The following is an 18,731-nucleotide window of genomic DNA, read 5'->3' as shown; positions in this document are numbered from 1 at the left end:
CCCCCTGCGAGGGGAGGTGAGCGTGGCGACGCAGCATCCGGAGGAGCGCTCCGTCCTCGCGCACGACCTCCGCCTGGCGTTGCTGGTCGCGCTGCTGCTCCTGGTCGGCTCCGGGGTCTCCCTGGACGACGACTTCGAGGTGTCGCTGACCGCGGACGACGGCTGGCCGGGGGTCCCCCGCCCCGACGTCGTACTCCTCGTCCTGGCGGGGTCGCTGCCGCTGACCCTCCGCCGGATCGCCCCGCTGACCGTGCTGGGCCTGACCGCGGGGGCGTCCATGGCCTACCAGGCACTGGGCCTGCGACCGGAGCCGCTTCCGGTGGGCGTGCTCGTCGCCCTCTACACCGTGACGGTCCTCCGGCGGCCGCTGGTCGCCAGCCTGGCCGCGACCGCATACGTGGTCGCGTTCACCGTCGGGGCGTTGACGGGGTGGGCGCCGCTGACCGACGACCAGTTCTACATCGATCTCGTGTCGGTCGTGGCCACCGTGATGGTCGGCTACGGGGTCGCGCTCGGGCACGCGCGCGCAGGTCTGGCCGAGCAGCGGGCCGCCGAGCTGGCGCGGGAGCAGGAGGGGCGGACCCAGGCCGCCGTGGCGCAGGAGCAGGCGCGCATCGCCCGCGAGGTCCACGACATCGTCGCCCACGACGTGAGTGTCATCGTCGCGCAGGCGGCAGCCGCCCGGCGCGTCTTCGAGACCAGGCCGCAGACGGCTGCGGTCGCCCTCGGGGCGATCGAGGCCGTCGGCAGGGATGCTCTCGACGGTCTCCGCCGGCTCGTGACCCTGCTGCGGACGGACGTGGAGCAGTCGGAGAGGTCACCTCAGCCCAGCATGGAGCGGCTGCCCCTGCTGCTGGCCCAGGTCCAGCGCGCCGGCCTGCCGGTCGACCTCACGATCCGCGGCCGGCCACGCGCGCTGTCGGCGACCGTGGAACTGAACGCCTTCCGCATCGTGCAGGAGGCGCTGACGAACGTCCTCAAGCACGCGGGCCCCACGAGGGCGACCGTCGTCCTCGACTACGCGGACGACCACCTCCGCGTCGTGGTGCGAGACCAGGGCCGCGGAAGCGCCGCGAGCCCGTCGGCCGGCTACGGGCTCATCAGCATGCAACAGCGTGCGGCGATGCTCGGCGGACGGCTGATCGCCGAGCCCTCCGAGCCCGGGTTCGTGGTGTGTGCCTGGCTGCCGATCCCGGAGGAGGACCACCCGTCGGTGACGCCGGACCTCGAATCGTCGATGGACGAGGCGGTACGGCCGCCGGCCGAGAAGGCGGCCTTGTCATGATCACCGTGGTGATCGCCGACGACCAGCCACTCATGCGGGGAGCGCTGCGCACCTGCCTGGAGGCCGAACCGGACATCGAGGTCGTCGGGGAGGCCGCCGACGGCGCGGCGGCGGTGCGGCTGGTCCAGCAGTTGCGGCCGGCCGTCGTGGTCATGGACGTGCGCATGCCCATCATGGACGGGATCGAGGCCACCCGGAGGCTCGCCGAGCTGCCCGGGGAGATGCCACGGGTCCTCGTGATGACGACCTTCGACCTCGACGAGTACATCATCGGGGCCCTGCGCGCCGGGGCCAGCGGCTTCCTGGTGAAGGACTCGGCTCCACAGGAACTGGTCCACGCGGTCCGGCTCCTCGCGGCCGGGCAGGCCCTGCTGGCACCGTCGGTGACCCGCCGCCTGTTGGACCTCCGCGCGCGGACCCTCCTGCCCGTCCCCACCGCCTCGCGGGACTCGGCGCTCTCGTCGATCACGGCCCGCGAGATGACGGTCCTGAAGCTGGCGGCCCGCGGACTGTCCAATGCCGACATCGCCATGGAGATGGACCTGGCGCCGAGCAGCGTCAAGACCCACGTGGGACACCTGCTCGCGAAGCTCGGGTTCACCGACAGGGTGCAGCTCGTCGTCTTCGCCTACGAGCACGAGCTCGTCCGGCCCGGGACGGCCGACGCTCCCCCGGCCCAGGACGCGGGCCCCCGTTCCCTCCGGTCGACCCGCCTGGACGGAGGGGCGCGGTCCGCACCCTGAGTCCGTCCCGGGCCGCCCGCCCCGGCGACCCGGAGCCGGCCCCCTACTGTTGAGCCGGCGCCGGATGGGGGAGGAACGCCATGGGCCGTCGGCCGGTGCTGCTGTACTGGGCCAAGCCGTTCCAGGTCCTGCTCGCCGTGGGCGCGGTCCTGCTCGTCAGCGCCGGGGTCGCGGTCGCGTCCGCCTACGGTGGCGCGCCCCTCCGGTGGCTCCTCCTCGTCGTCGCCGCCGCTGCCGCCGTCTGCTCGGTCCTGGCCGCGTGGGCCGGGCTGCGCAGCTCGGAGGAGATCCTCGCCGTCTCGGCTGCCGGGCTCGTCATCGCCGGGAGCGACCTCGGCGGCCCGGTCCTGGAGGGTGACCCGGGGACCCCCGCCGTGCTCGCCGTCGTCTTCCTCGCCCTGCACCACCGACGCCTCGCGCCGACGACCGCCGTCTGGCCGCTCGCGTCCTGGGCAGCCCTCCAGCTCGCGGTGCTGCGGGCACTCGACTCGGTGCCCGATCAGCTGCGCACCGCGACCTGCCTGGCCGTCGCCCTCGTCGGTCTGGGCATCGCCCTCTCGGGACGGCCCCTGGTGGCGCGGGTCGCGTTGCTCACCGCCGCGCCGTGGTGGCTCGTCGGGGTCTTCCGGGGCTCGACGAGCGCCTGGACGGCATCCGGCGCCGAGCGATGGCTGGCCGCGGGGCTGATGATCGCCGCCGCCTTCGGTCTGCTCGTCGCCCGGCTGCGCGAGGAGCTCGATCCGCTGCTGGGCCCGCCCCGGGTGGTGCCCGTGGTCGCGGGACTGGTGGCCGGTGCGGCCACGGCAGGGGCGTTCTCCTCCCTGGGTGCGCTCGCGACGACGCTGACCGGCTACGCCGGCGTGCTGCTCGCGACCCTGTCGGCGGCCTACCTGACCGGCTGGCGGCGGGGCCTGCTGCTCCCGGTGGCGCTCACCGCCGGGATCGTCATGACCCTGCTGTGCGTGGTGCAGCTCGTCGCCGCCGAACGGTGGTCGCAGCTCTGCCTGCTGCTCCTGCTCACCGCCCTTCCCACCGTGGTGGTCGCCGTCCGGCATCCCGAGGACCAGCCGGTCGCGGTGCCGACGGCGGTAGGCTGCCTGGCCGGGGCGATCCTGCTCGCGTTGCCGGACGGGCTGCTCACACCGGTGGCGGCCGCCATGTGGCTGACGGCGCTCTACGGCGCGGCCATGGCGGTCGGGTCGCGGCTGGACCCGCCCTCCCGGCTGGCGACGGCCCGGGCCGCGGCGGTGTGCGCGGTAGCGGCGGCCGTGCTGCTGCGCGCTCAGGGCGAGCAGGGCCCGCTGGCGGCCGTGCTCCTCGCTCTCGGGGCGTTCACCCTGCTGTGGGCGTGGCGGACCCGGCGCCGTCCTCGCGCGGCCGGCCTGCCGTCGGTCGCGTGGCGGGTGGGAGCCGGCCAGCTGGTCCTCGGCCTCTGGGTCGCCGGGGCGGCTCTCGACATCACCCAGGTCGAGTGGTACTCGCTGACGGCGGCGGTCGGGCTGCTGATCGCCGCCGGGCCGAAGCTGCTCCGCGGCGCCTCCGGGCCGGCCTGGGGACCCGGCCTGCTGACGGCGGCCGTTCCGTCCGCGCTCATCGCGGTGGTCCGGCCGGACGCCGGGCGGGCCGTGGGCGTGATCCTCGTCGCGGCGCTCGCGATGGTCATCGCCTCCCGGACGGGGGTGCGGGCGCCGCTGGTGATCGGTGCCGCGACGGAGCTGTGGATCGCGTTCGGCTTCACCGTGCGGGCGCTGCCCTGGCCGCTCGCCACCGCCCTCGTCGTCGGTGCCCTCCTGGCGGCGCAGGGGATGCGCCGGGAACGCCGGCCGGTGCCCTTCTACGGGACCCGGCTAGCCGCCCTGCGCTGACCCGCCCTACCCGGAGTCGAGGACGGCGCCGGGACCACTCTCGAGGTCACAGCGCCGTCATCGGTGCGGGGAGAACTGTCAGACGCGGAAGCCGAGCGCCCGGAGCTGCTCGCGGCCGTCGTCGGTGATCTTGTCGGGACCCCACGGCGGCATCCAGACCCAGTTGATCCGGATGTCGTCGACCAGCCCGGGACCGGGGCCGCCGGTCAGCGCCTGGCGGCACTGGTCCTCGATGACGTCGGTCAGCGGGCAGGCCGCCGAGGTCAGCGTCATGTCCAGGATGGCGACGTTGGACTCGTCGACGTCGATGCCGTACACGAGGCCCAGGTCGACGACGTTGACGCCCAACTCGGGGTCGACGACGTCGCGCATGGCCTCCTCGAGGTCCTCGAGCAGCGCCGACTTGTACGCCGGCAGCTCCGCCGGGGTCTCCTCAGCGGGAGCAGCGTTCTCGGTGGTCTCACTCATGACTGGCCTCCAGCCGTCGACAGGGCTCGGGCGCTGGCGTCCTTCAAGGCCATCCAGCTCATCAGCGCGCACTTGATGCGCGCGGGGTACTTCGACACCCCGGCGAACGCCACGGCGTCCTCCAGTTCGTCCTCGAGCTTCTCGGCGACCGACAGGTCGCCCTTCGCCTGCATCAGCGTTCTGAAGTGCTCGCCGGTCTCCAGCGCCTGCTGCACCGTCCTGCCGATGACCAGGTCGTACATCGCCGACACCGACGCCTGGCTGATCGAGCAGCCCATGCCCTCGTAGGAGACGTCGGCGATCGTGTCGCCCTCGAGGTGCACGCGCAGGGTCACCTCGTCGCCGCAGGTCGGGTTGACGTGGTGCACCTCGGCCTCGAACGGCTCGCGCAGGCCGCGCCCGTGCGGGTGCCGGTAGTGGTCCAGGATGATCTCCTGGTACATCGACTCGAGCTGCATCAGCTCACCCCGAAGAACTTCTGGGCCGCACGGACGCCGTCCGCCAGCGCATCGATGTCGTCGTAGCCGGTGTGCACGTAGAACGTCGCGCGGGTCGTCGCCGGGACGCCGTAGCGGCGCACGACCGGCCACGCGCAGTGGTGCCCGACGCGGACGGCGATGCCGAGGTCGTCGAGCACCTGGCCGACGTCGTGCGGGTGGATGTCCTCGACGGTGAAGGAGATCGCTCCCCCGCGGGCGATGGTGTCCGGCGGGCCGATCACGGTGACGCCGGGGATCTCCGCCAGCTTCTCCAGCGCGTAGCCGGTGAGGGCGTGCTCGTGCGCCTCGACCTTGTCCATGCCGAGCGCCCGCAGGTACTCGACGGCGGCGGCGAGGCCGATGACCTGCGCGGTCATCGGGACGCCGGCCTCGAAGCGCTGCGGCGGGGCGGCGAAGGTGCTGCCCTCCATCCGCACGACCTCGATCATCGAGCCGCCGGTGAGGAACGGCGGCAGCGCGTCGAGGACGTCGTAGCGGCCCCACAGCACGCCGACGCCGGTCGGACCCAGCATCTTGTGCCCGGAGAAGACGAGGAAGTCGGCGCCCAGCTCGGCGACGTCGATCGGCGAGTGCGGCACCGACTGCGCGCCGTCGACCAGCACCAGGGCGCCGACCTCGTGCGCGCGGGCGACGATCTCGCCCAGCGGGTTGATCGTGCCCAGGATGTTCGACTGCTGCGTGACCGCGACCAGCTTGGTGCGCTCGTTGACGACCGTGGCGAGGTCCGAGAGGTCCAGGCGGCCCCCGTCGGTCAGGCCGAGCCAGCGCAGGGTCGCCCCGGTGCGCTCGCACAGCTGCTGCCAGGGCAGCAGGTTGGCGTGGTGCTCCATCTCGGTCACGACGATCTCGTCACCCTGGCCGACGGCGTACCGGCGGAACTCGGGCTCCTTCGCCGTCGCGGCGTTGGACAGCGCGTAGGCGACCAGGTTGATGCCCTCGGTGCTGTTGCGGGTGAAGACGACCTCCCGCTCGGGGGCGCCGATGAACGCGCCGATGGTGGCGCGGGCGGCCTCGTACGCGCCGGTCGCCTCCTCGGCGAGCTGGTGGGCCCCACGGTGCGGAGCGGCGTTGACGTTCTCGTAGAACCACCGCTCGGCATCGAGCACCTGGCGCGGCTTCTGCGAGGTCGCGCCGGAGTCGAGGTACACCAGCCGCTTCCCGTCGCGCACGGTGCGCGTCAGGATCGGGAAGTCCGCCCGGATCGCCTCGACGTCCAGCGGGAGGGGCGTGCGCGCCCCCGTGTCGGGACGCGAGACGGTCACGGTCATGCGGATCCGACCTCCAGGGCGGCCCGCTCGGCGCTGGCCTGCTCGTTCGAGTCCTTGACGTAGGCCGCGTAGCCGTCGCTCTCCAGCTTGTCGGCGAGCTCGGGGCCGCCCTCCTCGACGATCCGGCCCGCGACGAAGACGTGCACGAAGTCGGGCTTGATGTAGCGGAGGATCCGCGTGTAGTGCGTGATCAGCAGGACGCCGACCTCGCCCTCCGCGCGGGTGCGGTTGACGCCCTCGGAGACGATCCGCAGCGCGTCCACGTCGAGGCCGGAGTCGGTCTCGTCGAGGATCGCGATCTTGGGCTTGAGCAGCCGCATCTGCAGGATCTCGTGGCGCTTCTTCTCGCCGCCGGAGAAGCCCTCGTTGACGTTGCGCTCGGCGAACGCCGGGTCCATCTCCAGCGCCGTCATCTCGGCCTTGACGTCCTTGACCCAGGTGCGCAGCTTCGGCGCCTCGCCCTTGATCGCGGTCGCGGCGGTGCGGAGGAAGTTGGACACCGAGACGCCGGGCACCTCGACCGGGTACTGCATGGCCAGGAACATGCCGGCCCGGGCGCGCTCGTCGACCTTCATCGCGAGGACGTCCTCGCCGTCGAGGGTGACGGTGCCGGCGGTGATCGTGTACTTGGGGTGGCCCGCGATCGAGTAGGCCAGGGTGGACTTGCCCGAGCCGTTGGGGCCCATGATCGCGTGGGTCTCGCCCGACCGGACGGTCAGGTCGACGCCGCGGAGGATCTCCTTCGCGTCGTCGCCCTCACCGACGCTGACGTGCAGGTTGCGGATCTCGAGCACCGAACCGGTGCTCGGGGTGGCGGCGCTGACGCCGGCCTGGGTGTCGACGGACACTCGCTCTCCTCAGTTGCTGGCCGCGGCGGGGAGGCTGTCATCGATGGCGACATCGACGTACACGTCCTCCCCCTCCACGCGGACCGGGTAGACGGACACCGGCTCGGTGGCCGGCAGGTTGGTGGGTTCGCCGGTGCGCAGGTCGAAGCACGACCCGTGCAGCCAGCACTCGATGGTCGGTGCGCCCTTGAACTCCTCGACGTCGCCCTCGCTCAGCGGCACCTCGGCGTGCGAGCAGAGGTCCTCGATCGCGTAGACCTCGCCCTCGTACCGGACGACCGCGATGTCGACGTCGGCGAGCTCGACCCGCAGGGAACCGGGCTCCGTGACGTCGGAGAGTGCGCAGACCCGCTCGAAGCTCATGAGGCCTGCTCCACCGGCTGTTCCTCCAGGCCCGGCAGGGCACCGAGCCGGGTCTCGATGACCCGCATCAGGCGGTCCTGCAGCTCCGGCAGCCCGATCTCCTGGACGACGTCGGCGAAGAACCCACGGACGACGAGGCGGCGGGCGGTCTCCGCGTCGATGCCGCGGGAGCAGAGGTAGAAGAGCTGCTCGTCATCGAACCGGCCGGTGGCGCTGGCGTGGCCGGCGCCGACGATCTCGCCGGTCTCGATCTCCAGGTTGGGCACCGAGTCGGCGCGCGCCCCGTCGGTGAGCACCAGGTTGCGGTTGAGCTCGTAGGTCTCGGTGCCGGTGGCCGCCGGGCGGATGCGGACGTCGCCGATCCAGACCGTGCGGGCGTCCTCGCCCTGCAGCGCGCCCTTGTACTTGACGTTGCTGCGGCAGTTCGGCACGCCGTGGTCGACCCAGAGCCGGTGCTCCTGGTGCTGGGTCTCGTCGGCGAAGTAGACGCCGAAGAGCTCCGCGGACCCGCCGGGACCGGAGTACTGCACGTTGCTGACCAGCCGGACGAGGTCGCCGCCGAGGGTGACCACGACCTGCCGATACGTCGCGTCCCGGCCGACGACGGCGTCGTACTGCGCGCCGTGGACGGCGCCGGGGGCCCAGTCCTGCACGGAGACGAGCGTGACTGACGCGCCGTCCCCGATCAGGACGGCGACCCCGCCGGCGTAGCGCGCCAGGCCGCTGTGGTCGAGGACGACCGTCGCCTTCGCGAAGTTGCCGACCTCGACGACCAGCTGACCCCAGACGACCTCGTCGCTGCCGGTGCCCGACAGGCCGAGGGTGACGGGGCGGTCAAGCTGCGCCTCGGCGGCGATCCGGATGACCGCGGCACCGTCGCTGCGCTGCCGGGCCAGCGCCGCCAGCCGGTCGGCCGGCTCGGGCAGGCCCTTGAGCAGCGGGTCGTCCGCGTCGACGCTGGTCAGCTCGACGCCCTCGGGCAGGTCGGTCACCCAGGTGAGGTGCGCGTCGGAGGCGGCGCCGTCCAGGAGCGGACGGATCCGCTTCATGGGCGTGAAGCGCCAGGTCTCCTCGCGGCCCGTCGGCACGCCGAAGGCGTCCGGGTCGAGCGAGGTGAACCGCTCGGCCGGCGACCCGGTCGGGACTGCACCTGAGGGCGCAGCACCGCCGTGCGAGTGCGCGCCCGGCGAGGCCTGACCGGCGCTGCCGGTACCGGCGGCCGGGGTGGTCGGGGGGCCCGCCTGGGCGCCCACGCCGGGGGCGAAGAGCTCCCCGGCGAGGTCGGCCGAGTCGGTGGTCAGGTCGGTCGTGCTGGTGGTGGTCGTGCTGGTGGTGTCAGGACTCATCAGCCGACGGCACCTTCCATCTGCAGTTCGATGAGCCGGTTCAGCTCGAGGGCGTACTCCATGGGCAGCTCGCGGGCGATCGGCTCCACGAACCCGCGCACCACCATGGCCATGGCCTCGTCCTCGGACAGGCCGCGGCTCATCAGGTAGAAGAGCTGGTCGTCGCTGACGCGGGAGACGGTCGCCTCGTGGCCCATCGACACGTCGTCCTCGCGGACGTCGACGTAGGGATAGGTGTCGGAGCGGCTGATCGTGTCGACCAGGAGCGCGTCGCACTTGACCGTCGACTTCGAGCCGTAGGCGCCCTCGTCGATCTGCACGAGCCCGCGGTAGGACGTGCGGCCGCCGCCACGCGCCACGGACTTGCTGATGATCGTCGAGGAGGTGTGCGGCGCGGCGTGCACCATCTTGGCGCCGGCGTCCTGGTGCTGGCCCTCGCCGGCGAAGGCGATCGAGAGCACCTCGCCCTTGGCGTGCTCGCCGGTCATCCAGACGGCGGGGTACTTCATCGTCACCTTGGAGCCGATGTTGCCGTCGACCCACTCCATGGTCGCGCCCTCGTGGGCCACGGCCCGCTTGGTGACCAGGTTGTAGACGTTGTTCGACCAGTTCTGGATGGTCGTGTACCGGCAGCGCGCGTTCTTCTTCACGATGATCTCGACGACCGCCGAGTGCAGCGAGTCGCTCTTGTAGATCGGCGCGGTGCATCCCTCGACGTAGTGCACGTACGCGCCTTCGTCGATGATCATCAGGGTCCGCTCGAACTGGCCCATGTTCTCGGTGTTGATCCGGAAATAGGCCTGCAGCGGGATCTCGACGTGCACGCCCTTCGGCACGTAGATGAACGAGCCACCGGACCACACGGCCGTGTTCAGCGCGGCGAACTTGTTGTCGCCGGACGGGATCACGGAGCCGAAGTACTCCTTGAAGATGTCCTCGTGCTCGCGCAGGGCCGTGTCCGTGTCCAGGAACAGGACGCCCTGCTCCTCGAGGTCCTCACGGATCTTGTGGTAGACGACCTCGGACTCGTACTGGGCCGCGACGCCGGACACGAGGCGCTGCTTCTCCGCCTCGGGGATGCCGAGCCGGTCGTAGGTGTTGCGGATCTCCTCGGGGAGCTCCTCCCACGACGCGGCCTGCGCCTCGGTCGACTTCACGAAGTACTTGATGTTCTGGAAGTCGATGCCGGAGAGGTCCGAGCCCCAGTCGGGCATGGGCTTCCTGCCGAAGAGCTTGAGCGCCTTGAGCCGGCGCTCGAGCATCCACTCGGGCTCGCCCTTGCGACGGGAGATGTCGGTGACGACCTCCTCGTTGATGCCACGGCGGGCCGACGCGCCGGCGGTGTCGACGTCCGCCCAGCCGTACTTGTAGCGGCCGAGCTGGTCGATCTGCTCGTCCTGCGTCAACGGCGTGCTGGTCACCGGCTGGGTGGTGGTCATGCGGGCGTCCTCTCCCGGTCGATCGTGGGGGTAGAGCTCGTGGACGGTGCGGTGCGGGTTCCGGCTGCGGTCCGGTGCGCTGCACGCTCACCGAGTACAGGTCGTGCGGGGGCCGTTCTGTTCCCCGGCACGTGGGGTCCGGGGATGTGTGTGGTGCAGATGCCGTCGCCGTGGGCGATGGTGGCCAGCCGCTGCACGTGGGTGCCGACCAGCCGGCCGATGACGGCGGTCTCCGCCTCGCACAGCTGCGGGAACTCGGCGGCGACGTGCGCCACCGGGCAGTGGTGCTGGCACAGCTGCCCGCCGCCGGAGAGCGCCGAGGCCGTGGCAGCGTAGCCCTCGGCCGTGAGGGCCGCGGCCAGGGCCTGGGCGCGGTCCACGGGCGCCCCGGCGCGGCCGGTGACGGCCTGCTCGACGGCGGTGGAGCACCGCGCCTCGAGGCCGGCGAGCTGCTGCTCGGCCACGGCCCGCACAGCGTCGGGACCACCGGCGGCGGCCACGTAGCGAAGCGCGGTCAGCGCGAGGTCGTCGTAGGCGTGCGGAAAGGCCGAGCGGCCGGCGTCGGTGAGGTGGAACTGCCGGGCGGGACGGCCGCGACCGCGGTGCGCGTCGCGCGTCGGGCGCTCCTCGAGCCGGCCGGTCGCGACCAGGGCGTCGAGGTGCCGGCGGACGGCGGCCGGCGAGATGCCCAGCCGTCCCGCGAGCTCCGTCGCGGTCTGCGGGCCGTGCTCCAGCAGCAGGGCGCTGACGCGGTCGCGCGTGCGCCCGTCGTCGGCGACCGCCGACGGGCGGGACTGCACCGCGCTTGTTTCCACAACACGAGTGTGTCCTATTTCGGCGGAGTCGCAAGCACGGGGGTCCGGAATCCCGCCTCCGACCGCCGATCCGTGACCGACCTCACCACCGCGGCCACCACCTAGCATCGGGGCGTGCCGGTCCTGCCCACCGCCTTCTCCCCCGCCACCGCCTCCCGGGTCGCGCTGCCCAACGTCGTCGCCAACGGCGCGATCGTCGTCACCGGCGGGCTGGTGCGGCTCACCGGATCGGGCCTCGGGTGCCCGACCTGGCCGCGCTGCACCGACGAGAGCTTCGTGGCGACTCCGGAGCTCGCCGCGCACGGGGCGATCGAGTTCGGCAACCGCCTGCTGACCTTCGTGCTCACCGCGGTCGCGATCGCCACCGTGATCGTGGTCTGGCGATCGGCCCGCCGGGACCTGCGGCCGCTGGCCGTCGTCAGCTTCCTGGGCATCCCCGCGCAGGCGCTGCTCGGCGGCATCACCGTGCTGACCGAGCTCAACCCGTGGACCGTCGCCGCGCACTTCCTGGTGTCGATGGTCCTGGTCGCCGTCGCGACGACGTTGTGGCTGCGCTCCCGCGAACCGGGCGTCGGGCAGCCGCTGCTCCGGCGTCCGTTCGAGCTGCTGATCCACGGCATCGCGGCCGTGACAGCCGCGGTCCTCGTCCTGGGCACCGTCGTCACCGGCGCCGGACCGCACAGCGGCGACAGGAACGCGGCCGACCGGATGGACTTCGACCCGGAGACGGTCAGTCAGCTGCACGCCGATCTCGTCTTCCTGCTGGTCGGCCTGACCGTGGCGCTGCTGCTCGCCCTGTCCGCGACCGACTCCCCCGGGCGGATCCGGCGGGCCGTGCGCGACCTGCTGATCGTCCAGCTCGCCCAGGGCGTCGTCGGCTTCGTGCAGTACTTCACCGACCTGCCGATCGCGCTGGTGCTCGTGCACATGCTCGGCGCGGTCCTGATCACCGCGTTCACGGCGCGGCTCGTGTGGTCCGTGCGCGGCGCTGTGACACTGCCGTCCTACCGGACGGCACCGCGGCCACGAGCCGTCCCCGAGCTTCGTTGAGCCCAGCCGTCCCTCCTCGGGGAGGCCTCCGGCCCCCCACTCGTCGGAACCCGGCTTCCGTCGGCAGCGATCCTCAGTCGTGCCAGACGAGCACCACCGCGAGCGATCCGTCCGGTGACTCCCACCGCCCGCCGGTCACCGTCTCCGCCGCACTCCGCGCGTCGGCCCAGGTCGGCCAGGCGTCGTCCTCGTCGTGCCAGACCAGCCGCCCGCCCGGGAAGTAGGTGACGACCGGGCACCCCGACTCGATCAGCGCCTCGACCTCGGCGACCTCGATCCGCGGCGTGCGAATGGCGTAGGTGCGGCCGTCCCATCCGACCAGCTGCCCCATCCGTGCGTTGGCGAGATCCCTGCGCACGCCCCGGACGCTACCGGCGGGGCGGGGCGCCGAGATCCGGGTGAGGCCGGTGTCCGCGCCGGTCGACACCGGCCCGGGGCGGATCTCGACGGCGACGTGCTCAGACGATGGCGTCGACGATGATCGCGACCGACAGCAGCGCCAGGTACGAGATCGAGACGTGGAACAGCTGCATCGGCTTGGTGTCGCCGCCCCGCGCGATCCGGCGGAGCAGGCGGTGCGCCTCGACGATGAACCAGGCGCCCAGCGCAGCGGCGGCAACGGTGTAGCCCAGGCCGATCCCCTGCCCGTACCCGACGGGCCAGAGCAGCAGCGAGACGGCGACGGTCACCCAGCTCCAGGCGACGGTCTGCCGGCCGACCGAGAGCTCCGAGGTGACCACCGGCAGCATCGGGACGTCGGCCCGCGCGTAATCGGCCTTGAACCGCATCGCGAGCGCCCAGAAGTGCGGCATCTGCCAGCAGAAGACGATCCCGAAGACGACGACGGCCGGCCAGTCCAGCGACCCGGTCACCGCCGCCCAGCCGATCAGCACCGGCGCCGCCCCGGGCACCCCACCGAACTCGGTGCTGCGCCGGGTGTGCCTCTTGAACACCATCGTGTAGAGGACGGCGTAGTAGAAGATCGCGCCCGCGGCGAGAGCCGCGGCGAGCAGCGTCGTCGTCGCCGCCAGCAGCGCGATGGAGGACACGGTGAGGACGGCGCCGAACATCAGGGCCGACCGCGGCGAGATGACGCCCATCGGCAGCGGCCGCTTCTGGGTGCGGTGCATCAGGCGGTCGATGTCGCGGTCGAAGTAGCAGTTGAAGACGTTGGCCGCGCCGGCCGCCAGCGTGCCCCCGAGGAGCGTGAGCAGGAGCAGCGAGAGGGACGGCCAGCCGCGGGCGGCCAGCATCATCGCCGGCACCGTGGTGACCAGCAGGAGCTCGATGATCCGGGGCTTGGTGAGCGCGACGTAGGCACCCACGCGCGCACGGAGCACGGCGGGCAGGCGGCGAGCGGGTTCGGTCTGGCGCTCGGACAGCGCCGTCACCGGGCGACCCCGGGCGCGGAGGCGCTCGTGCGGCAGGGCACTGCCGGGCAACTGAACAGCACGGGGGCCCTTTTCCGACCGGGGACGAGAACGTGGGCAACTGTAGCCCGCGGGGCATCCGGCGACCGTCCCCCCTCGGGCGCGGATGACTAGGGTTGATCACGTTGATGCCGCGCGTGCAGCGGGTAGGGCCGACGTCGACGACGACGGTGCCCTCGGGCCGGCGCCGGTCCGGGCCGACCGCTCAGCCGCACGACGCAGGGCCTACTTCTGAGGAGCACCAGCACATGACGCAGAGCACCCAGCCCGAGGCCCCGGCAGAGGCCGCGAGCGACGCGCCCACCGGCAGCCCGGCCCAGCCGAACCCGACCCTCCCCGAGGGCTTCGGCGACCTCGACCGCCGGGCGATCGACGTCGCCCGGGTGCTCGCGATGGACGCCGTCCAGAAGGTGGGCAACGGCCACCCGGGGACGGCGATGAGCATGGCGCCCACCGCCTACCTGCTCTTCCAGAAGTGGCTCCGGCACGACCCCAGCGACACGAACTGGGTCGGCCGCGACCGGTTCGTGCTGTCGATGGGGCACTCGAGCCTCACGCTCTACGTCCAGCTGTACCTGTCGGGCTACGGCATGGAGCTCGACGACCTCAAGGCGCTGCGCACCTGGGGCTCGCAGACCCCGGGCCACCCCGAGGTCAACCACACCCCCGGCGTGGAGACGACGACCGGTCCCCTGGGCCAGGGCGTCGGCAACGCGGTGGGCATGGCGATGGCCGCCCGCCGGGAGCGCGGTCTGCTCGACCCGGACGCGCCGGAGGGTGAGAGCCTCTTCGACCACACCATCTGGGTCTTCGCCTCCGACGGCGACCTGGAGGAGGGCGTCAGCGGCGAGGCGTCGTCGCTGGCCGGCACGCAGCAGCTCGGCAACCTGGTCCTCGTCTACGACGACAACAAGATCTCGATCGAGGACGACACGAACGTCGCCTTCACCGAGGACGTCGGCAAGCGGTACGAGGCCTACGGCTGGCACGTGCAGCGGGTCGACGACGGCGAGGACCTCGCCGCCCTGGACGCGGCGTTCGCGGCGGCCAAGGCGGAGACGGGTCGCCCGTCGTTCATCCAGCTCAAGACGATCATCGCCTGGCCGGCCCCGAACAAGCAGAACACCGGCGCGGCCCACGGCTCGGCGCTGGGCGACGACGAGGTCAGGGCCACCAAGGAGATCCTCGGCCTGGACCCCGAGAAGACCTTCGACGTCGCCCCCGAGGTCATCGAGCACGCCCGGAAGGTCGTGGCGCGCGGCCAGAAGGAGCACGCGGCCTGGCAGGACCGCTTCGACGCCTGGCAGCAGGGCAAGGCGGACGCCGCGGCACTGCTGGAGCGCATGACGACCCGCACGCTGCCCGAGGGCTGGGCGGAGACGCTGCCCAGCTGGGACGCCGACCCCAAGGGCGTCGCCACGCGCAAGGCGTCCGGCGAGGTCCTCGCCGCCATCTACCCGGCGCTGCCGGAGCTCTGGGGTGGGTCGGCCGACCTGGCGGAGAGCAACAACACAGCCGTGAAGGGCGAACCGTCGTTCCTGCCGGCGAACCGGCAGACGAAGATGTGGTCCGGCGGTCCCTACGGCCGCACGCTGCACTTCGGGGTCCGCGAGCACGCGATGGGCTCGATCATGAACGGGATCGCGCTGCACGGCGGCACCCGCGTCTACGGCGGCACCTTCCTCACGTTCTCCGACTACATGCGCGGCGCCGTCCGGCTGGCGGCGATCATGCAGCTGCCGGTCACCTACGTGTGGACCCACGACTCCATCGGTCTCGGTGAGGACGGGCCGACCCACCAGCCGATCGAGCACCTCGCCGCGCTGCGGGCCATCCCGGGTCTGGACGTCGTCCGGCCGGCCGACGCCAACGAGGTCGCCGTCGCGTGGCGGACGATCCTGGAGCACAACGACCGGCCGGCCGGGATCATCCTGTCCCGGCAGAACCTGCCGGTCTTCGACCGCGGCGAGTTCGCCTCCGCCGAGGGCGTCGCCCGCGGTGGCTACGTGCTCGCGGAGGCCTCGTCGGGCACCCCCCAGGTGATCCTCATGGGCACCGGGTCCGAGGTGCAGATCGCCGTCGCCGCCCGGGAGTCACTGGAGGCCGACGGCGTCCCGACGCGCGTGGTGTCGCTGCCCTGCGTCGAGTGGTTCGCCGACCAGGACGAGAGCTACCGCAACGAGGTGCTGCCGCCGTCCGTGCGCGCCCGGGTGAGCGTCGAGGCCGCGGTCCCGATGGGCTGGCGCGAGTTCGTCGGTGACGCCGGGCGCATCGTCGGCCTCAACCACTACGGCGCCAGCGCCGCCTACACGGTGCTCTACGAGGAGTTCGGCCTCACGGCGGACGCCGTCGTCGGCGCCGCCCGCGAGAGCCTGGAGGCCGCCGCGTCCGACGCGGCGGTCCCGGCCGGTCCGGGAGCGTCCCACGGGGGGCTCGACAGTCCCACCGGCGACCGCTGACGCGGTCGTCGTCCCGATCCACCCAGCCTGAGAGGCACTTGCCATGGCACAGAACGAGAAGCTGGCCGAGCTGTCCGCCGCCGGGGTCGCCGTCTGGCTCGACGACCTGTCGCGTGACCGCATCCGCAGCGGGAACCTGCAGTCGCTGGTGGACGAGTCCGGCGTCGTCGGCGTCACCACCAACCCGACGATCTTCGCCGCGGCGATCCACGGCTCGGAGTCCTACGACCACCAGCTGCACGCCCTGGCGATCCGGGAGGTCAGCGTCGAGGAGGCGCTGCGCACCGTCACCGCCACCGACGTCCGCGACGCCTGCGACCTGCTGCGGCCGGTGCACGAGCGGCAGCCGGGTGACGGCCGGGTCTCCCTCGAGGTGGCGCCGGGCCTGGCGCACGAGACAGAGGCCACCGAGGCCGAGGCCGAGCACCTGTGGTGGCTGGTGGACCGGCCCAACCTCTACATCAAGATCCCGGCGACCGAGGCCGGCCTGCCGGCGATCAGCGACACCATCGCCAAGGGCATCAGTGTCAACGTCACCTTGATCTTCAGCCTCGAGCGGTACCGCGCGGTCATGGACGCGTACCTCTCCGGCCTGGAGAAGCGGGTGGCCGACGGCGGCTCGCTGGAGGGCATCGCCTCGGTGGCGTCGTTCTTCGTCTCCCGCGTGGACACCGAGATCGACAAGCGGCTGGACAAGGCCGGTGCCGACCCGTCCCTGAAGGGCAAGGCCGGGATCGCCAACGCCCAGCTGGCCTACCAGGCCTACGAGGAGGTCTTCTCCTCCGACCGGTGGCGGGCCCTGGAGGCGAAGGGCGCCGTGCCGCAGCGGCCGCTGTGGGCGTCGACGGGCGTCAAGAACCCCGAGTACTCCGACACGATGTACATCAGCGAGCTCATCGCCCCCGGCACCGTCAACACGATGCCCGAGAAGACGATGAACGCCTACGCGGACCACGGCGAGGCCGGCACGCCCGTGCAGAAGTCCTACGACGACGCCGCCGCGGTCATGCAGGCGGTCGCCGATGCCGGGGTGGACCTCGACGACGTCTTCCGCGTCCTCGAGGACGAGGGCGTGCAGAAGTTCGTGGACTCGTGGGACGAGCTCACCGAGTCGGTGCGCACCGAGCTGGAGGCCAAGAAGTGAACGAGCCTGCGCGTTCACGGATGGGCAGGGCGGCCCCGCGCACGCGGCCGGCGAGCGCCGGCGAGGAGGACCAGTGAGCCTCTCGGTCACCAGCGCCGGCCTGGAGATCCCCGACGCCGCCCGCAGCGAGCTCGGCGCGGACGACGTCGCGGCCCGGCTGCTCCGCAAGGACGCGACGCTGTGGGGCCCCGAGGCCGAGGACGAGGCCGCGGTGCGGCTGGGGTGGCTGGACCTGCCCGCGAGCTCCCGGGAGTTGGTCGGCCGCCTGGCGGAGCTGCGGGCCGAGCTGGCCGCCGAGGGACTGGACCGGATCGTCCTCTGCGGCATGGGCGGCTCGTCGCTGGCTCCGGAGGTCATCTGCCGGACGGCAGGGGTGCCCCTGGTGGTCCTCGACACCACCGACCCCGGGCAGGTGAGCGCGGCGATGACCGAGCTCGGGCGGACGGTCGTCGTCGTCAGCTCCAAGTCGGGCGGCACGGTGGAGACCGAGAGCCAGCGCCGCGCCTTCCTCGCCGCCTTCGCGGACGCGGGGCTCGACGAGAAGGAGGCCGGGGCGCGCTTCGTCGTCGTCACGGATCCCGGGTCCCCGCTGTCGGAGACCGCCGCGGCGATGGGCGCCCGCGCCGTCTTCCTGGCCGACCCCACGGTCGGCGGTCGCTACAGCGCCCTCTCGGCGTTCGGCCTGGTGCCGTCGGCGCTGGCCGGCGCGGACGTGGGCGCGCTCCTCGACGAGGCCGAGGAGCTGGCCGAGCACCTGAACTCCCCCGACAACCCGGCGCTGGAGCTGGGGCTCGCGATGGGCGCCGCCGCGCAGGCGGGCCGGGACAAGCTCACGCTCGCGGACGGCGACTCCGCGATCACCGGCTTCGGGGACTGGGCCGAGCAGCTCATCGCCGAGTCCACGGGCAAGCAGGGCGTCGGGATCCTGCCCGTCGTCGTGGAGTCGGTCGACGCCCCGGGCGCGACCGCGGCCGACGCGGTGCTCGCGGTCGTGGGCGGCCCGGCGCCGTCCCCCGGCCCGTCGCTCGGTGCGACCGGTCCCCTGGGCGCGCAGTTCCTGGCCTGGGAGTACGCCACCGCGGTGGCCGGCCGCATGCTCGGCATCAACCCCTTCGACCAGCCGAACGTCACCGAGAGCAAGGAGAACACCTCCCGCATCCTCGGCGAGGGCCTGCCGGACGAGCGGCCGGCCGCCGTCCAGGGTGCGATCGAGATCCGCGGGAGCGGTGGCGTCCTCGACGGGGTCGACCTGTCCCGCGTCGACGGCGTCCGGCTGGCCCTCGACGCGCTGCTGGCGGCGATCCCGCCGCGGGGCTACCTCGCGCTGATGGCCTATCTCGACCGCGAGCGGGACGCCGACGCCCACGCGCTGCGCGCCGCGCTGGCCCGCCGCACCGAGCAGGCCGTCACCTTCGGCTGGGCCCCCCGCTTCCTGCACTCGACCGGCCAGTACCACAAGGGCGGCCCCCAGACCGGCGCGTTCCTGCAGGTCACCGGCGCCGTGGCGACGGACCTGCAGGTGCCCGACCAGGCCTACACGTTCGGCACCCTGCAGGCCGCCCAGGCCGCCGGGGACCGGAAGGCACTCGCCGACCGGGGCCGGCCGCTGCTGCACCTGCACCTGACCGACCGCTCCGCCGGCCTCGAGCAGCTGCTGGCGGCGCTGGCCTGACCCCGCGACCGGGCCCGAACCGCACGAACCGCGTCA

General features: G+C 72.7%; 17 protein-coding genes. 7 read left to right on the top strand and 10 right to left on the bottom strand.

The window, feature by feature from the left end; all coding sequences use genetic code 11:
- Positions 1-22: 22 nt before the first annotated feature.
- The 3 genes from E4P39_RS13855 (at position 23) to E4P39_RS22380 (ending at position 3,893) form a co-directional block, all read left to right on the top strand.
- On the top strand, positions 23-1,285 hold the full coding sequence (locus E4P39_RS13855; RefSeq protein ID WP_167761859.1) for a sensor histidine kinase: 1,263 nt from the start codon (positions 23-25) through the stop codon (positions 1,283-1,285).
- Positions 1,282-2,028 (top strand): response regulator transcription factor, encoded by a 747-nt coding sequence (locus E4P39_RS13850; RefSeq protein WP_135137169.1) that lies wholly within the window; start codon positions 1,282-1,284, stop codon positions 2,026-2,028. Before E4P39_RS13855 ends, E4P39_RS13850 begins: the two co-directional genes overlap by 4 nt.
- 80 nt (positions 2,029-2,108) lie before the next feature.
- The gene (locus tag E4P39_RS22380) at positions 2,109-3,893 is read left to right on the top strand and encodes a hypothetical protein (protein WP_167761857.1); all 1,785 of its coding nucleotides are present in this window, start codon (positions 2,109-2,111) and stop codon (positions 3,891-3,893) included.
- 78 nt (positions 3,894-3,971) lie between these two features.
- Here the strand turns inward: E4P39_RS22380 and E4P39_RS13840 are convergent, their stop codons facing one another.
- The 8 genes from E4P39_RS13840 to E4P39_RS13805 are packed head-to-tail and all read right to left on the bottom strand — an operon-like array spanning position 3,972 to position 10,940.
- Entirely contained in the window at positions 3,972-4,361 is a 390-nt protein-coding gene (locus E4P39_RS13840) for a metal-sulfur cluster assembly factor (protein ID WP_135137168.1), read from the bottom strand.
- Positions 4,358-4,819 carry a Fe-S cluster assembly sulfur transfer protein SufU gene (gene sufU / locus E4P39_RS13835; RefSeq protein WP_135137167.1) on the bottom strand — a complete coding sequence of 154 codons (462 nt, stop codon included), beginning with the start codon at positions 4,817-4,819 and terminating at the stop codon, positions 4,358-4,360. Before sufU ends, E4P39_RS13840 begins: the two co-directional genes overlap by 4 nt.
- Entirely contained in the window at positions 4,819-6,129 is a 1,311-nt protein-coding gene (locus E4P39_RS13830) for a cysteine desulfurase (protein ID WP_135137166.1), read from the bottom strand. Before E4P39_RS13830 ends, sufU begins: the two co-directional genes overlap by 1 nt.
- Positions 6,126-6,977, bottom strand: coding sequence for a Fe-S cluster assembly ATPase SufC (sufC, locus tag E4P39_RS13825; protein ID WP_135137165.1), 852 nt, complete (start codon positions 6,975-6,977; stop codon positions 6,126-6,128). Before sufC ends, E4P39_RS13830 begins: the two co-directional genes overlap by 4 nt.
- Before the next feature lie 9 nt (positions 6,978-6,986).
- Positions 6,987-7,340, bottom strand: coding sequence for a non-heme iron oxygenase ferredoxin subunit (locus E4P39_RS13820; RefSeq protein WP_135137164.1), 354 nt, complete (start codon positions 7,338-7,340; stop codon positions 6,987-6,989).
- Positions 7,337-8,686 (bottom strand): Fe-S cluster assembly protein SufD, encoded by a 1,350-nt coding sequence (gene sufD, locus E4P39_RS13815; protein WP_135137163.1) that lies wholly within the window; start codon positions 8,684-8,686, stop codon positions 7,337-7,339. Before sufD ends, E4P39_RS13820 begins: the two co-directional genes overlap by 4 nt.
- A complete protein-coding gene (gene sufB, locus E4P39_RS13810) occupies positions 8,686-10,125 on the bottom strand; it encodes a Fe-S cluster assembly protein SufB (protein WP_135137162.1) in 1,440 nt (479 codons plus the stop codon). Before sufB ends, sufD begins: the two co-directional genes overlap by 1 nt.
- On the bottom strand, positions 10,122-10,940 hold the full coding sequence (locus tag E4P39_RS13805; RefSeq protein WP_245159819.1) for a metalloregulator ArsR/SmtB family transcription factor: 819 nt from the start codon (positions 10,938-10,940) through the stop codon (positions 10,122-10,124). The genes sufB and E4P39_RS13805 overlap by 4 nt, the downstream gene beginning before the upstream one ends.
- A 114-nt stretch (positions 10,941-11,054) precedes the next feature.
- Here E4P39_RS13805 and E4P39_RS13800 point away from each other — a divergent pair, with 114 nt between their 5' ends.
- Positions 11,055-11,990 carry a COX15/CtaA family protein gene (locus E4P39_RS13800; protein ID WP_135137160.1) on the top strand — a complete coding sequence of 312 codons (936 nt, stop codon included), beginning with the start codon at positions 11,055-11,057 and terminating at the stop codon, positions 11,988-11,990.
- A 73-nt stretch (positions 11,991-12,063) separates the two neighbouring features.
- On the opposite strand, the gene E4P39_RS22375 is transcribed toward E4P39_RS13800, so the two are convergent.
- A complete protein-coding gene (locus tag E4P39_RS22375) occupies positions 12,064-12,348 on the bottom strand; it encodes a hypothetical protein (protein ID WP_167761855.1) in 285 nt (94 codons plus the stop codon).
- Between the two features lie 100 nt (positions 12,349-12,448).
- Positions 12,449-13,381, bottom strand: a complete 933-nt coding sequence (locus E4P39_RS13790; RefSeq protein WP_135137158.1) for a heme o synthase — start codon at positions 13,379-13,381, stop codon at positions 12,449-12,451.
- 287 nt (positions 13,382-13,668) lie between these two features.
- On the opposite strand from E4P39_RS13790, the gene tkt reads away from it, so the two are divergent.
- The 3 genes from tkt (at position 13,669) to E4P39_RS13775 (ending at position 18,695) form a co-directional block, all read left to right on the top strand.
- The gene (gene tkt / locus E4P39_RS13785; protein ID WP_135137157.1) at positions 13,669-15,879 is read left to right on the top strand and encodes a transketolase; all 2,211 of its coding nucleotides are present in this window, start codon (positions 13,669-13,671) and stop codon (positions 15,877-15,879) included.
- 43 nt (positions 15,880-15,922) lie between these two features.
- On the top strand, positions 15,923-17,023 hold the full coding sequence (tal, locus tag E4P39_RS13780; RefSeq protein WP_135137156.1) for a transaldolase: 1,101 nt from the start codon (positions 15,923-15,925) through the stop codon (positions 17,021-17,023).
- Between the two features lie 73 nt (positions 17,024-17,096).
- Positions 17,097-18,695, top strand: coding sequence for a glucose-6-phosphate isomerase (locus E4P39_RS13775; protein WP_167761853.1), 1,599 nt, complete (start codon positions 17,097-17,099; stop codon positions 18,693-18,695).
- Positions 18,696-18,731 lie beyond the last annotated feature (36 nt).

The sequence above is a fragment of the Blastococcus sp. CT_GayMR19 genome (genome assembly GCF_004570385.1).
Lineage (GTDB): Bacteria > Actinomycetota > Actinomycetes > Mycobacteriales > Geodermatophilaceae > Blastococcus_B.
Note: the sequence above shows the minus strand (reverse complement) of the source record. Positions and strands in the feature narration are given on the sequence as shown.